Consider the following 14,681-nt stretch of genomic DNA (forward strand, 5'->3'; position numbering starts at 1 on the left):
TGCCATAGCAGTCAAAATAGAAATATACGCAGTTAATGATGCATCCCCTAAACCAACAAGGTAAAATACCTGTCCTTTTTATGCTGTGAGTGGCTTTTACCATGTCTGTTATCGATCCTTGTTTTATCCAATTCAATGACAGTATTGCCCAGCACAGTTTACCCGCCCGTTTTACCTTTCCGTTTTACTACCAACCACATCCAATCTGCTTGCAAGCAGCACAACAATTACAACAAGACTTGTTAATCAACAATCCATGGCAGCATAATTTTGGTTTAGATCCTGAAAATGATCGCGGTATGGTCATAGGTAAAATGTTTGGCGTGTTGGTAGTAAAAAATCACCAGGGACAAATTGGGTTTTTAGCCGGATTTTCCGGCAAACTGGCCGATCAAAATATTCTGCCACCTTTTGTGCCACCAATTTTTGACATGCTCACTAAAGACAGTTTTTTTAGTGCCGAAAACAAACAAATTAACGACATTAACCAGTTAATTATTCAGCATGAATCAACCGCTGAATTGGCCAATTTACAAGTCTTGCTTGCAAAGCAGCAACAACAGGCTGACACGGCATTAGCATTGTTACGTGCCGATATCATCGAAAATCGTAAACATCGCAAAGAAAAACGCGAGCAAGCTGATATTGATTTAGTTCAGGGAAAGCTTAACGCCGAATCGTTTAAAACCCTGTCAATTGAGCTTAGTCGTCAAAGCGTGCAGCAAAAATATCAATTAGCAGAGTTAAAACAACAATGGGCTGCAAAAATTGAGCACACATTTCAACAAGTCGATAAGTACCTACATCAAATTAAACAGCTTAAAAAACAGCGGAAGCAATTGTCTAATCAGTTACAAAAGAAGCTGTTTAATCAATATCAATTTTTAAATATTACTGGTTTAACTCGAGATTTGAATAGCATATTTTTTGATGCACCAAACCATCTGTCACCGGCTGGGGCTGGAGAGTGTGCTGCACCTAAATTATTGCAATATGCTTTTAAACAGCAATTAACCCCGATAGCCATGGCCGAGTTTTGGTGGGGACAATCACCTAAGTCAGAAATAAAACAACACCAAAATTACTACCCTGCTTGCCACAGTAAGTGTCGGCCCATTTTAGGCCATATGCTGTCAGATATGTTGGTCGACCCTGACCCATTACTCATTAATACCGCCGAAGATAAACTTGTTGATATTGTGTATCAGGACGCAGATTTGGCGATTATTAATAAACCCGCTGAAATGCTGTCAGTGGCCGGGAAAAATGTCACCGATTCAGTGCAAACCCGAATGCAACAACACTTTCCTCAGGCAACGGGACCTTTGATTGTGCATCGCCTCGATATGTCGACTTCCGGACTCATGGTTATTGCGTTAACCAAAGAGGCCAATAAAGCCTTACAACAGCAATTTATCAATCGCACCGTCACTAAACGCTATATTGCTTTGGTAGAAGGTAAGCCCAGCCAACAACAAGGCTTGATCACTTTACCCCTGCGAGTCGACTTGAATGATCGCCCCAAGCAATTAGTCTGTTATGAGCATGGAAAAAACGCCGAAACCTTTTGGGAAGTCTATAAAAACAAAGGTGAAAACACCCTATTACATCTTTACCCTAAAACAGGCCGAACCCATCAACTTAGAGTACACTGTGCTCACCACCTCGGTTTAGGTTTGCCAATCGTCGGCGATGATTTGTATGGCCAACAAGCCAACCGATTACATCTGCATGCCGCTTTTATTGGATTTAATCACCCCTCTACTGGCCAATGGATTGAGTTTACTACCTCCGCTGACTTTGAATAATAAGTAAATGGCAAAAAACTCACACACAGATTCGCCTAAAAACCAATCAAATCCTGAATTTATTCCACTGGGGTAAATTAAGCTGAGACATTGAAAAAGATCGATCATTCATAAAGGGTGGTCATGTTAAAAAATATAGGTTAATGTAACCAACTATTTATATTCCAATTGCCGCGCTAATATTTTAATGCTCAAAAAACAAGCAAAAAAATAAGGCTGTTTGAATTAACAATACCTTAAAGTTCAGTAATAACAAAGCAAGCTAAACCCCTGATTAATAGATAATTATAAGTTTAAACACTATTAAGGATAAGAGTGGAACTATGAAAGAGTGGTATTTCTCAAATAATGGTGAAGTTAGCGGACCTTTAGGTCTGGCAGAATCCAACAAGTTTATCGAAAAAAATCCGCATACCTATGCTTGGCATCCATCTTATGCCCAATGGATACCCGTAAGCCACGTTGATGAGTTTGATATTGTTATCACACCGCCACCGCCACCCCAAGCGATCCCTAAAAAACTAGTTGAACGTTTTATTGCTAAAGAGCAAGAGCTTAATACTGAATTAAGCCGCATTGAAACCACCTTGAAGGCGATTACCTCTTCTTTTGCTGATTTTGATCGCGATACCAATAAAACTAAAACAGTCACGCAAAATTTGAATCAAGAAGTTAAAGCCACCATACGTAGCGTCAATGAGCAGTATGAAGCTTTACAACGCAAGTTGGCTGGTGTGGCAAATTAATGTTTTTGATCTGATTACGATCACAACCACTGTTGATAACGACTAAATAAGAATGATAACTATGAAAAAATGGTTTTTTTCGCATGATGGCGACGTTACAGGGCCATTAACCCAAAGTGAAGCTATCGCGTTTTTACAGGCCGAACCTGACTGCTATGGCTGGCACCCTTCATTGACACAATGGCTTCCGGTTAGCCATATTGCTGAGTTCGCAGGCATTGTACCTCCGCCCACGTCACCGGCCCAAATTCCGACTGAATTGATCAATGAATTCAATAAAAAACGTCATGAAATAAATGACACAATCATTGAGATGGATGAGTCTGTTAAGTATTCTAAAACATATCTTTATGAACTAGAACAAGAGATTAACATCTACAAACGCCTTACGAGCAAATTAAGCGATGATGTTAAAAACAACATCAAGGGCATTGAAAACAAATACGAAGGCTATCAAAAGATATTTGAAGAGCTGGTTAATGCCGTTAGCATTGCAAAATCAGAAATAACCGACGTCACTAGCGAGTTTGATAAACGCGTTGCAGATCGAGCTCAAGATCAAGCCGCTATTCCTACGCCGCCACAAGCCTTATCTGATACTGCGCCAAGCATTTCTCTACAGCCTGTTGTTGCTACAGCTTCTGAGCCTATCACTGCGTCTTTAGAACCAGTAGTGACTAAACCTGCTCATGATCCAATATCATCGCCTTTAGATACTGTAGCCACAAAATCGCCTTCTGAGGCTATAACACCATCTATAGACCCAGTCGCAACAACAGCGGTATCTTTAGATCCTATCGCCACACCAAGAACAGCATTAGATTCAATCGCAACAACAGCGGTATCTTTAGATCCTATCGCCACACCAAGAACAGCATTAGATTCAATCGCTAGCCCTAGTTTAAGCCTAGATCCTGTGCCGACAAAATCGCTATCATTAGATCCTATCGCCACACCAAGAGTAGCATTAGATCCGATCGCTAGCCCTAGTTTAAGCCTAGATCCTGTGCCGACAAAATCACTGTCATTAGATCCTGTAGCGGTTAAAGCCACGAATTTAGACAATGTTGCCGAAATCAGACCCAAAACGGCATCTTTAGACCCTCAGCCAATACGCTCATCTGCTAGCTTAGATAACGTTGCAGTGCGCTTAAAGCCGGGGGAATCGATAGATGACATCGCGCCAAAAAAGTCGCAAGAGAAAATTGATAGCATTCAATTTTCTGACGAACTAAAAAACAATATAGAACAAAAGCTGGAAAAAGTTTTCGAACAAAGCCCTGCTGTATCGACTGAAATAGCCAGCACACAACCTGACACTGAAAAAACCAAAACGGTTGCACCAACTAAATTGGGAGTCACCAGTATTTTAAAATCAGTGTTCAGAGGCGACAAAAAAGTTGCCCCTGAGCAAGAAGTGAAACTGGACTCTCCAGTCACACTCGCTCACAGTAATGACAACTTAGATAACGACCACGAAGATCATGATGATCATGAAGAGAAAAATGGTACGACAGGTGGCACATCAACTGACAAAGAAGGCCGTATGCGCCGTCGCAGTAGAAGACGTCGCTAATTTGTTGCAACGATATATCTGCTGTTAAGTCATACAAGAAAAACCAAAGGCCAACTTAGATTAGTTGGCCTTTTTATAGGGCGAGATTTATTCAATTAATATGAAAGCTATAAGCAAATTGATGATTAAATTGCGGGGAAAACAGATTAATCACATTATGCTATTTAGGATAGAAATGAGTCAGTTCACGCATTAATTTAGTGACAAATTAATTAGCCAAATTAATCAATTCAAGTAAGTCTTGATTTATAAAGACCCATGTTACTTGCCCCAAATTAGTGTGCCACTATACAAACCCTTAATCGACAGCGTAATGCTAATTTAGGGGTGTCGAACTCAGGTTTGTAAGCGATAAAAAAGCACTAAGAAATAAGGCATGCTTGATATGAATTTATAGGCCTCTCACGAGGAAGAGGCCTATAAAATGTTTGGCTTTTAACAGAATCAACGTGTAGTGGCATAGTGATTTCGCCTGAGCCATCATGACATAGATATCACTGAATTTTTCTGTGATAAACCCTTGATACACAACAGACTCAAAACTGGCATCTTCATCTATCGTGATAAAGAGTTCGGACGCCTCACTAACAGCCACTAGCTGCATCTCATGGGCTAGCTCGATCGACGTTAAGAGCCATAGCGCTGGTGCTTTTTACGGCCAACGCCAGTGACAAGAGAGCTTTTTATATTCGTACTTTCATGTTAAAAAATTGATTGGTAATAGCTTGTATACCTTAGGGGCCCTTAACTGGACGCCTTCCTAGGGAACTTCAGTTGACCAAAGTTCAGTGGATTTAGCTTTGCTATAACCATGCTGGTACAAGGCTTTCATATACTGTAAGTCGAACATATCTTTTGTCGCTTTAGGTGCGTTAAACTCATCATCCATATAAGTAAATGAAAGTTTTAATCCACTATTTTTACTGAAATAAAGCATTCTATACAGGTCACCTTTAGCTTGTTGAATCGTCATGCTGCCAAGGCTTCTGCTTAATAAGTCAACGCCCTTATCTTCAGTTGCCTGATAGGGAACTTTTAACATACCATTACGAATAACATGTATCTGCGGACTCGTCGTTAATCCCAAAGCCTCATTGATCTTTGCGTAATCAACATTTACCACTTCGAAAAACATTTGCACCGTAAGTCCGCCATCGACGTGAAGCTCTTCTAGGGTCTTGTCACCTTGGTTAACCGTAATAAATTGTGGCGGAAACACCCCTGGTATTGATGAACTCGCAGCCAGAATTTGATGGATCAATGTGACCTTGTTAGGTAGATCACTCTCGGCGATGCGACCAAGGTTCCAAACAACCAGCTCTTCAGAGTCAAAATGGGTGCTGCCAATAAATAACCGACGACCTGACTGATGCTGCACAGCTATCTGCTCAATCATTTCTGCCGTGTAGACGTTCTGGATAAATTCAAACATCTTTTGTCCATCGGTAAATGCATCCTTAATCAGCGCATTGAGAAAATTACGTTTACCTAAAATAAGGTCGTCATTAAGGCTAAGCATGACCTCTTTTAGACGTGGGATCTCATCCCCACCCACAAATACAAATGGCGCCATCAGTGAGCCTGCACTAATACCAGTAACAATGCTGTACTCCTGCAGCTGGTTGCTGTCGTATAAGCCGTTAATAATACCGGCACCAAATGCTCCGTTAGCACCTCCGCCAGACAGAGCAAGAATATTTAGCTGGTCGCCATTCACCTTTAACGGAGTCGTACCATCTTGCGGGTTAAATAAGAAATCCGAAGCGTCATCCCCCCAAACTCGATAGGGTTCAGATGACGCATCAGCAAAACTAGACTCAACCGTTACCGCTCGGTAATTATCTTTTGTGACTCGGTTTTCAAGGGTATGTGTTGAACTACACGCCACAAGAAACAGCGACAAAAACACCACCATAGATAAAGACTTTGTTTGACCCATTACTATCTCCAAATTATTTATCACCACTGTCTGACTGTGATACTGAAAACAACGGACAACAACCTTATGTCCTAGCTATTTAAATGGTACAGATAACATAAAACTTAGTACCAACATTGCAACATACTTGATTGTGGGTATTTTATACTGGTAATTGAGCAGCCATTAATCGCATATGAAGGGTTAAACCCTGCAATCACAACTCAGCTATTTCATCAAGATACTTGACGATGTTCGAAGGGTTTGTCCCTTCAAAGAAAATGTGGGTGATAGCTATGGCTCAGATACATTAACCTTGCCCGATCCGTTTTAATCGTTAGGTCAATCTAATACTAGGTTTGCCCCTGTAAAATAATAAAATTCATTTTATTATTTCCGCTGTTTACGACACGCTGGCTATGGCTACGAAAAGTTCACCGTAGGTAAACTTTTGAAGCCTAGTTTAGCAAACGAGCATCAATGCTATTACAGCATTCTTTAGCCACCCACACTCAGTTCTCGCTTAATCTAAATAACTTAGATGATTGATATTAAAACGAATAAATACAAAAAAGTGTTCTACTCAGCATGTTTTAGGGCTTTCATGCTGTGTTAACGAGTTTGAAAGTAGAAAAACGATGCTCTTCATTCGTTACAATCAACCGGGATGTTGTAAATACCCTTAAAACACAACGATATGGATATAGAAGATGGGGCGAAGCACGACTAAAGGGATTTAGGATTTAGGATTTAGGAGGTAGGGTAACGCATGGAGCGGTTACCGAGGATGCTTGAGCCGAAGAGCATCAAAATTCCATGCACTACCTGACCATATTGATCGCACACCACAGCAAGTTGTTGTCAACTTATGGGCTTAGCAACAGATAGATCCTAATAATCAAACCCAATTTGTGCTTTAACTCCGGCTTCAAATGCATGTTTAATCGGTTGAACTTCACTCACGGTATCAGCTAGCTCAATAATCGCACGGTGACACGCTCTGCCAGTAATGATCACATGTTGCATTGGCGGCCGATTGTTAAGCGCATCCAGTACACGATCAAGCTCGATATAGTGATAGCTCACCATATAAGTGAGTTCATCGAGCAAAATAATATCGATGGTTTCATCTTTGAGCAATGCTTCCGCTGCTTCCCACGCTCCTATCGCCGCTAAGGTATCTTTCTCTCTGTCTTGGGTTTCCCAGGTAAAACCTGTTCCCATCACGTGGAACTCAACACCGACTTTCTCTAGCACTTCACGCTCACCGCAAGGCCAGTTGCCTTTAATAAACTGTACTACAGCCGCCTTTTTTCCATGTCCTACTGCACGGGTAATATTGCCAAACCCACCCGTAGACTTACCTTTACCATTGCCGGTCAAGACCAGTAACACGCCTTTCTCTAATTGCGCTTTAGCGATTTTGGCATCCACTGCGTCCTTCACTTTTTGTTGGCGTGCTTTATGACGTTGGGCTTTTTGTTCGTCAAGCTGATTTTGGTCTTTATTGCTGTCCATTATGAAATCACTCCTATTAACTGTTCGAAATCTAAATGCGCTTCAAGCACATCGGCAAGACGGTTTAGTTGTTGTTCGCGGATTTGGTTAATGTCAATAACTTGAGCCTGTTCAAGTCCTGCCCATTGTAAAATAAGCTGACATGCCGATGGGTTATCTAATAATCCATGGATATAGGTGCCCATAATCAAATTATCTTGGCTCACTTGACCATCGCTTTGTGTCATCGCCCCAGATGTGGTGCCTGAATGATCAACTGAAAAAATCGTCACTGGGTGAGATATTATGCTTGCAGAAAAATGCGATATTCCACAGTGGATTTCATAGCCGTCAAAACTCACCTGTTGTTGATTAAGTTGTAACTGGCCGCTGACTTGAGTCAGTACTTTATTGGCGGTAAGTTCGGTTGTGATATCTAATAAGCCTAAGCCTGCACTACTACCTGCTTTATCTTCGATACCAAGGGGATCATTAATCATTTTCCCTAGCATTTGGTAACCACCGCAAATACCTATCACTTTACCGCCATAGCGTAAATGCTTAAAAATAGCACTATCCCAACCTTGCTGACGCATGAAATTGAGATCTGCACGGACATTTTTACTGCCAGGTAGAATGATTAAATCGGCAGCGGGAAAGGGTTGATGTTGATCTGCCATACTGACATATCGAAACTCAACTTGAGGGTGTAATCTTAACGGATCAAAATCGGTATGATTACTGATCCGTGGCAACACTAACACTAATACCACCAGCTTTTTTTGCTGGGCAATATTGCCAGTAGCATTTGGTGCAGCAATTAAACTGTCTTCGGCATCTAAATGCAGATCGTGCAAATAGGGCAACACGCCCAAAACAGGCTTTTGGGTATAGTTTTCAAGCCAATCAACCCCAGATTGCAGCAAGCTAATATCGCCACGAAAACGATTAATCACAAAGCCTTTCACCCGCGCTTGCTCTGATGGGCTTAACAATGCCAAGGTGCCGACGAGGTGGGCAAATACACCGCCTTTATCAATGTCGGCAATGATAATCACCGGACAATCAGCTTCTTCTGCAAAGCCCATATTGGCGATATCGCCATGACGTAAATTAATTTCAGCGGGACTGCCCGCACCTTCAATGACCACCAATGAATACTGCTGGCGAAGACGACGGAAGGATGTCATCACAGCGTCCAAGGCCATGGCCTTATAGCCCTGACTTTGGGGGCCGAAAAAAGCTTTAGCCTCAAGGGTGGTTAACGCTTTTCCATGAATAATGACTTGCGCGCCAGTGTCTGAGCTGGGTTTAAGCAGTACAGGGTTAAAGTCAGTATGGGGCTTAAGGTTACACGCCACCGCTTGTAATGCTTGGGCGCGGCCGATTTCGCCACCATCTTCAGTTACAGCACTGTTCAGTGCCATATTTTGTGGCTTAAATGGCGCAACCTCAACACCATGACGGGCAAAAACGCGACATAGACCGGCCACTAAAGTACTTTTACCCGCATCGGATGTCGTGCCTTGCACCATTAAGCTGCCAGTTAATCGACTAAGCTGAGTGGTTAAATGTTTAGTGGATAGAGGATTATCTGTGGTCATGAGTTTGTTGATGTTTTTAATGGAAGCGGCAAACCTGCTACAACTAAGGTGACGTGATCCGCCATGGTGGCGATGGCCTGATTTAGCCATCCGGCTTGGTCGACAAATTCTCGGCTAAGTTCCCCCATAGGCACAACGCCCGAACCCACTTCATTGCTCACTAAAACCACATCTGACTGTAGCTTGGGCAATACCGCTAAAAGAGAATCTTTTTCTGTTTGCCAGTCGCTTGATGCTAAATTTGTTGCGAAGTTAGGGATAGCGGTTTCAGCTGCACCACCAAAACTTGTTAGTAACAAATGATTGGTTAAATAGAGGGTAAGGCAATCGACCAAAATCACTTGATTGGCTTTATCAATCCGCGTTAAACACTCGGCTAAAGCCAAGGGGGTTTCTAGGGTTAACCAAGATAAAACACTGGCGGCTCTATCATCTTGATGACGAGCAATTCTGCTTGCCATCTCGTTATCATGGCCTATGGTGGCGGTAGCGATATACACTGGCGAACAAACTTGGGGGATAGAAGCGGTTATTTGGGCCACCCTGCTTTCAGCAAACCGACTTTTACCGCTTCTTGCCCCCCCAAGAACTAAATGGATCATTAACTTAATCCAACTACCAATATGACGAGGTAACACACAATTTCACTGACTTGCTGCGCTGCACCTAAGGTATCACCGGTATAACCACCAATTTGGCGTCTAAATAAATTACCCAGAAGAAAACGCACGCACCAAAGGATAATAAACAAAGCAAACGCTGCAACACCGTTTAACCACAATAGAACAAACAAACCACTGGCTAACAATATCAACAGGTCGTTGATTGATTGTTGCTGTGCTAAAGGCTTGGACTTACCGCTGTCATCACGGACATATTTTTCACTAAAAATCAGACTGGCAGCTAATACACGGCTTAATGTATGCGCCACCACAAAACCACTAATGGCGGCCATTGGGCTATATAGCGCTAGCTCTACCAAGAGTTGCCACTTTAATAACAAAGCTAAACCAATGGCTAACGCGCCGTAACTGCCAAGACGAGAGTCTTTCATAATGCGCAGCTTATCTTCAACGGTCCAACCACCACCAAAACCATCGGCGGTGTCCGCTAAGCCATCTTCATGGAACGCACCTGTTGCTAACACTCCGGCTACCATGGCTAGCAGCACGGCAATATTAGCTGGCAGCACCAACTGAGCTAGCCAAAAAACTAACCCACTAATGAGGCCAATAGCTAATCCTACCACCCCAAAATATCGGCTTGATTGATTAAGTTTTTCAGCATCAATCACCACCCAAGATGGAATTGGCAGCCGAGTAAAAAAACTTAACGCCACGAAAAATAAATTTAACTGTCTTAAACCACGGTATAGATTGAACATACTTTCCTTAGACCACATTCACGACACCAGCATCTTCAAAGCTGGCCATGTCATTATAAAAATTCACTGCGGCTTGTACTATCGGTAGCGCTAATGCGGCTCCGGTCCCTTCTCCTAGGCGTAAGCCTAAAGACAAAATAGGCTGTGCTGCTAGGTGGGTTAACATCAATTTATGCCCCTGCTCTTCCGACTCATGGGCAAACACTAAATAGTCTCTTGCTGCGGGGTGTAATCTTACAGCGACAAGTGCTGCAGCGGTAGAGATAAACCCATCTATTAGCACTAATATTTTCTGTTCAGCGGCCGCTAAAATCGCCCCTGTCATTTGTACTATTTCAAAACCACCTAAATAAGCCAATACATGCACAGGTGAAGCTAATTTAGGCCGATGTAATTTCAATGCTTCATTGATCAACGCTTTTTTCAAAGCAAAGGTTTTATCATCAATACCCGTCCCTCTGCCGACACAAGTATTAACGTCAAACTCTAGCAAAGCCGCCATAATTGCCGCAGCTGATGAGGTGTTACCTATCCCCATTTCACCTAACGCAATAAGGTTACACCCTGACAAGACATGACGTTCAACCACTTCATGGGCCGCTTTAAAACCTTGTTTAACTTGCTCAAGGGTCATCGCTGGGGCTAAATGAATCGCCGCTGTTCCGTTACCTAATCTGTGCTCAGTTACCCCTTTTAAACCTAAGGGAGCAAGCACACCAGCGTCTATCACCTCAAGGTTAAAACCCATTTGTCGGCAAAACACATTCACCGCTGCACCACCGTGAACAAAATTCGCCACCATTTGACTGGTCACTTCACTTGGCGCAATCGACACACCATATTGAGCAATACCATGGTCGCCAGCAAACACCAGTAATCCCGGCTCAGTAATATGCAATTTTTTAGCCTTTGGATCACTGGATAACTGCACTTGTGCAATTTGTTTAGCTAATGTTTCCAACTGACCAAGCGCCCCTTTGGGTTTAGTTTTTTGATCAATTTTATGTTGGATGATGTCGTCGAATTTATGACTTACATGGTCAACTGCAAACATATACGCTCCACAAAAATAACAACGATAAACGCGTTAATGACACAAGCATTTAACGCCTATATCTTAATATAAATAAGAAAAACACACTGCCAATTGCGGCAGTGATAATACCTACGGGTAACTCTTGATTCCCTAATATGCAGCGGGCCACCACATCAATCCACACCATAAATAACCCACCCACAATAGCAGTCACTATCATAGGCTGACGCCCTGGAAACAGTAATCGAACACAATGGGGGATCATCAATCCCACGAAGCCAATGCCACCACAACTGGCCACTAATACCGCGGTAATCAAGGAGCAAAGTAACAGCATATTGAGGCGTAATTTAGCCACATTAACCCCAAGGGTATGGGCGGTTTCATCACCCGCTTGCAGTGCAACAATTTGCCGCTTAAAAACAACAATAATCGCTAAACTGCCCAGCACAATAACGCTGGGTAATATCACTCCAGTCCAGTTTGCTTTAGCAAAACTCCCTAATGACCAAAACAATACAGATGCTGTGGCTTGCGGGCTTGAAAAATACAGCAGTAAACTGGTCAATGAACCGAATAAAAATGAAGTAGCAACCCCCGATAGCAACATACGCTCTATCTGGCTACTGCGGCCCAAACCTGACAAGCTTAACACCAGCAATACCGACAAACTTGCTCCAGCAAACGCCCCTATAGGCAATAACAAATTTTGCCAACTCCACCACTCAAGCTGTCCTAAAGACATGGCAGTTCCCTGTGTTAAGTTAAACAGTCCGCTAGACAAAAAACTGAACACTAATACTGCACCAAAAGAGGCTCCGGAACTAATACCAAACAAATAGGGATCAGCCAATGGATTACAGGTAACAGTTTGTAACACACTACCTGCTAGGGCTAATCCTGCCCCCGCGACAAACGCCAGCACAATGCGTGGAAAACGTAGCTCAAATACAATTCGTTCTGTTATGCCTGATGATTGGGCATTATCTTGCCAAGAAAGATGTTGCCCTATCGCCTGAATCACATCATGGAAACTGATGTTTGCCGCGCCAAAGCTTGCTGCTGCAATAGGGCTTAATGCGGCAAACAAGCTTAACAAACACAGAAATAGTCGATATCTATATTGATCTTTTACTGGGCTCATCGCTGTACCTCGGAATCGCAAAGCGATGAATCTTGTTCGGCCTTAGGACTAGGTTGAAATGGCGATTGGGATAAAGAATGCGACATATAACCGTAAAAGTAATTGACTAAGGGTTTAGCGTGTTGAGGGTGCGGTTTGACCTCACAACAAACCTCAAATACCTTGCCAATTTGAGCTTCGGTCAGTACCGCGCTAGGCGTGCCTTGAGACACCAGGCGGCCTTTATTGAGCAATACCAAAGTATCACACATTGCACTGGCTAAATTTAAATCATGGATGGAAGCGATAACGGTAATACCTAAGCTTTTAACCAATTCTAAAATTTGTATCTGATATCGAATATCTAAATGATTTGTGGGTTCATCGAGTATTAATAATTTAGGGCGCTGCACTATGGCCCTTGCAATTAATGCCCGCTGTTTTTCCCCTCCTGACAATTGGCTATATTGTAAAAAAGCTTTGTCGGTTAAACCCACTTTTTGAATGGCATCGTTTATCAGTTGATTATCTGCGGCGGTATGCCCATCGAACATGCCTTTATGCGGCGTTAATCCCATGGCCACAAGTTGGCTAGTATTCATATCAAAAAATTGCGGCGTATCTTGTTGCACCACAGCCACTTGGGTAGCAAAGGCCTTGCCCTTAAATTGGCTAATATCTTGATCAAATAGGCGAATTTGCCCTTGAGTCGGTGTGATATAACGGTAAAGACATCGAAGTAAACTCGACTTACCCGCACCATTTGGCCCTATCACCCCTAGCATTTGCTTTTTGTTAAGCGAAAAGGAGATATCCGCTAAAATGGCGACATCGTCAACATGCCAACTAATTCCGTTTACGGATAAGGCAAGGTTATCAGACTGAGATGTTACGATCACGGCATCAATACTTGAAGACATCAAACATCGTCTCCTAAGTATAGCCTTGCACCTAAATAAATAAGGCCACCTATAGCAAGGTTGCCCACTATAAAAGCGATCAGAATTTCAAACATATATGCCCCACTGAGTTATCCCGCTCAGGCAAAAAATGAATAGTCTCAAGCTGGTATCTGACTTATATGATTGACCTAATCTAGGCAGGCATCATATTCACAGTTGCGGGTACAGTTCGGGCTTTCCCGATTCCCAATACTCGTGACTATATTTAACGGTTGGCTTTAACCTTGTGTTAAACCACTCAAGGTAGGCCAGTTTAATCTCATACTGAGATTTTTAAACGCGAATGTGTCTTGGTCAATATTGTCAAAGTATTGCTCTTCGACATAAACATCGACATGAAATAGCGCGGCATAAGGTAAATGAAACTGACTAAAAATACCCGCAGCTTGCTCAACACCCAAGATGGCGGCCATTATACATCGCATCACACCACCGTGGGTGACTATTAATACCGATGGTGGTAAGACGGCGTCAAACTGTTCGTTTTTTGTTGCGACTTCAGCCGCAGATTGCTGCAACATCTGCCATACAATTTGCGCCACAGCAACTTGCACTCTGGCACTAAAATCACGTAAATATTCACCCTTTGGCGGCGTGTGCTCTGGCTCCCATGGGTTTGCCCAATATGCATTTAACTTGAGCTCATGGTGTTGATACAAGGTTTGCCATGTTTGACCATCCCATTCACCAAAATCAATTTCTTGTAAATCGTCCAACACCTTGATGGGCAATTGATACTGTTTTGCGATAAGGTCACTAAACTGAAGGCAGCGTTCAAGTGAAGATGAATACACGGTATCGGGTAATTTACCCAAGCTATCAAAGGCCTGCTGCATTTGTATTAGCCCTTGTTCTGACAAGGGCACATTGGTTTTTCCACGCAGAATATCTCCGCCTTGGCAGTGGCCATGGCGCAGGAATACCAATTGAAGATGTTTCATGGATTTCTGCCTTGCCCTAAAGATAACAACTCGCGTATTATGGACGTCTATACGTATAAATGTCCAAACAAAATTCTGCTTGTCGA

12 protein-coding genes and 1 riboswitch are annotated in these 14,681 nt (G+C 42.7%); of the genes, 3 read left to right on the forward strand and 9 right to left on the reverse strand.

Annotated elements, in window-relative coordinates; genetic code table 11:
* Nucleotides 1–101 precede the first annotated feature (101 nt).
* The 3 genes from NE535_RS01820 to NE535_RS01830 all read left to right on the forward strand — a co-directional run bounded on the left by NE535_RS01820 (nt 102) and on the right by NE535_RS01830 (nt 4,130).
* Nucleotides 102–1,808: an RluA family pseudouridine synthase gene (locus NE535_RS01820; protein WP_261296992.1), complete on the forward strand. Its 1,707-nt coding sequence runs from the start codon at nt 102–104 to the stop codon at nt 1,806–1,808.
* A gap of 323 nt (nt 1,809–2,131) precedes the next feature.
* A complete protein-coding gene (locus tag NE535_RS01825; RefSeq protein WP_261296993.1) occupies nt 2,132–2,554 on the forward strand; it encodes a DUF4339 domain-containing protein in 423 nt (140 codons plus the stop codon).
* Between the two features lie 61 nt (nt 2,555–2,615).
* Nucleotides 2,616–4,130: a DUF4339 domain-containing protein gene (locus NE535_RS01830; protein WP_261296994.1), complete on the forward strand. Its 1,515-nt coding sequence runs from the start codon at nt 2,616–2,618 to the stop codon at nt 4,128–4,130.
* Between the two features lie 760 nt (nt 4,131–4,890).
* Here NE535_RS01830 and NE535_RS01835 read toward each other — a convergent pair.
* From NE535_RS01835 to NE535_RS01875, 9 genes are all read right to left on the reverse strand, one after another.
* Complete coding sequence (locus tag NE535_RS01835) at nt 4,891–6,069, reverse strand: patatin-like phospholipase family protein (protein WP_261296995.1); 1,179 nt, start codon at nt 6,067–6,069, stop codon at nt 4,891–4,893.
* 870 nt (nt 6,070–6,939) lie between these two features.
* Entirely contained in the window at nt 6,940–7,566 is a 627-nt protein-coding gene (gene cobO / locus NE535_RS01840) for a cob(I)yrinic acid a,c-diamide adenosyltransferase (RefSeq protein WP_261296996.1), read from the reverse strand.
* Nucleotides 7,566–9,149 carry a cobyric acid synthase gene (locus NE535_RS01845; RefSeq protein ID WP_425347435.1) on the reverse strand — a complete coding sequence of 528 codons (1,584 nt, stop codon included), beginning with the start codon at nt 9,147–9,149 and terminating at the stop codon, nt 7,566–7,568. Before NE535_RS01845 ends, cobO begins: the two co-directional genes overlap by 1 nt.
* Nucleotides 9,146–9,751, reverse strand: a complete 606-nt coding sequence (gene cobU, locus NE535_RS01850; protein ID WP_261296997.1) for a bifunctional adenosylcobinamide kinase/adenosylcobinamide-phosphate guanylyltransferase — start codon at nt 9,749–9,751, stop codon at nt 9,146–9,148. Before cobU ends, NE535_RS01845 begins: the two co-directional genes overlap by 4 nt.
* Nucleotides 9,751–10,533 carry an adenosylcobinamide-GDP ribazoletransferase gene (locus NE535_RS01855; RefSeq protein WP_261297231.1) on the reverse strand — a complete coding sequence of 261 codons (783 nt, stop codon included), beginning with the start codon at nt 10,531–10,533 and terminating at the stop codon, nt 9,751–9,753. Before NE535_RS01855 ends, cobU begins: the two co-directional genes overlap by 1 nt.
* A 7-nt stretch (nt 10,534–10,540) precedes the next feature.
* Entirely contained in the window at nt 10,541–11,587 is a 1,047-nt protein-coding gene (cobT, locus tag NE535_RS01860; RefSeq protein ID WP_261296998.1) for a nicotinate-nucleotide--dimethylbenzimidazole phosphoribosyltransferase, read from the reverse strand.
* A 49-nt stretch (nt 11,588–11,636) separates the two neighbouring features.
* Nucleotides 11,637–12,713, reverse strand: a complete 1,077-nt coding sequence (locus tag NE535_RS01865; RefSeq protein ID WP_261296999.1) for a FecCD family ABC transporter permease — start codon at nt 12,711–12,713, stop codon at nt 11,637–11,639.
* Nucleotides 12,710–13,612 (reverse strand): ABC transporter ATP-binding protein, encoded by a 903-nt coding sequence (locus NE535_RS01870; protein WP_261297000.1) that lies wholly within the window; start codon nt 13,610–13,612, stop codon nt 12,710–12,712. Before NE535_RS01870 ends, NE535_RS01865 begins: the two co-directional genes overlap by 4 nt.
* Before the next feature lie 126 nt (nt 13,613–13,738).
* A riboswitch (cobalamin riboswitch) is annotated at nt 13,739–13,866 on the reverse strand.
* Nucleotides 13,867–13,872: 6 nt separating this feature from the next.
* Nucleotides 13,873–14,595, reverse strand: coding sequence for a histidine phosphatase family protein (locus NE535_RS01875; protein ID WP_261297001.1), 723 nt, complete (start codon nt 14,593–14,595; stop codon nt 13,873–13,875).
* Nucleotides 14,596–14,681 lie beyond the last annotated feature (86 nt).

The organism is Shewanella holmiensis (assembly GCF_025370255.1).
Taxonomy (GTDB): Bacteria; Pseudomonadota; Gammaproteobacteria; order Enterobacterales; family Shewanellaceae; genus Shewanella; species Shewanella holmiensis.

Bases quoted from the DNA above. Each gene is read 5' to 3' on its own strand.
- NE535_RS01830 (WP_261296994.1), top strand. From the start codon at position 2,616: ATGAAAAAATGGTTTTTTTCGCATGATGGCGACGTTACAGGGCCATTA.
- NE535_RS01835 (WP_261296995.1), bottom strand. From the start codon at position 6,069: ATGGGTCAAACAAAGTCTTTATCTATGGTGGTGTTTTTGTCGCTGTTT.
- NE535_RS01820 (WP_261296992.1), top strand. From the start codon at position 102: ATGTCTGTTATCGATCCTTGTTTTATCCAATTCAATGACAGTATTGCC.
- cobU (WP_261296997.1), bottom strand. From the start codon at position 9,751: ATGATCCATTTAGTTCTTGGGGGGGCAAGAAGCGGTAAAAGTCGGTTT.
- NE535_RS01865 (WP_261296999.1), bottom strand. From the start codon at position 12,713: ATGAGCCCAGTAAAAGATCAATATAGATATCGACTATTTCTGTGTTTG.
- NE535_RS01870 (WP_261297000.1), bottom strand. From the start codon at position 13,612: ATGTCTTCAAGTATTGATGCCGTGATCGTAACATCTCAGTCTGATAAC.
- NE535_RS01855 (WP_261297231.1), bottom strand. From the start codon at position 10,533: ATGTTCAATCTATACCGTGGTTTAAGACAGTTAAATTTATTTTTCGTG.
- cobO (WP_261296996.1), bottom strand. From the start codon at position 7,566: ATGGACAGCAATAAAGACCAAAATCAGCTTGACGAACAAAAAGCCCAA.
- NE535_RS01875 (WP_261297001.1), bottom strand. From the start codon at position 14,595: ATGAAACATCTTCAATTGGTATTCCTGCGCCATGGCCACTGCCAAGGC.
- NE535_RS01845 (WP_425347435.1), bottom strand. From the start codon at position 9,149: ATGACCACAGATAATCCTCTATCCACTAAACATTTAACCACTCAGCTT.
- NE535_RS01825 (WP_261296993.1), top strand. From the start codon at position 2,132: ATGAAAGAGTGGTATTTCTCAAATAATGGTGAAGTTAGCGGACCTTTA.
- cobT (WP_261296998.1), bottom strand. From the start codon at position 11,587: ATGTTTGCAGTTGACCATGTAAGTCATAAATTCGACGACATCATCCAA.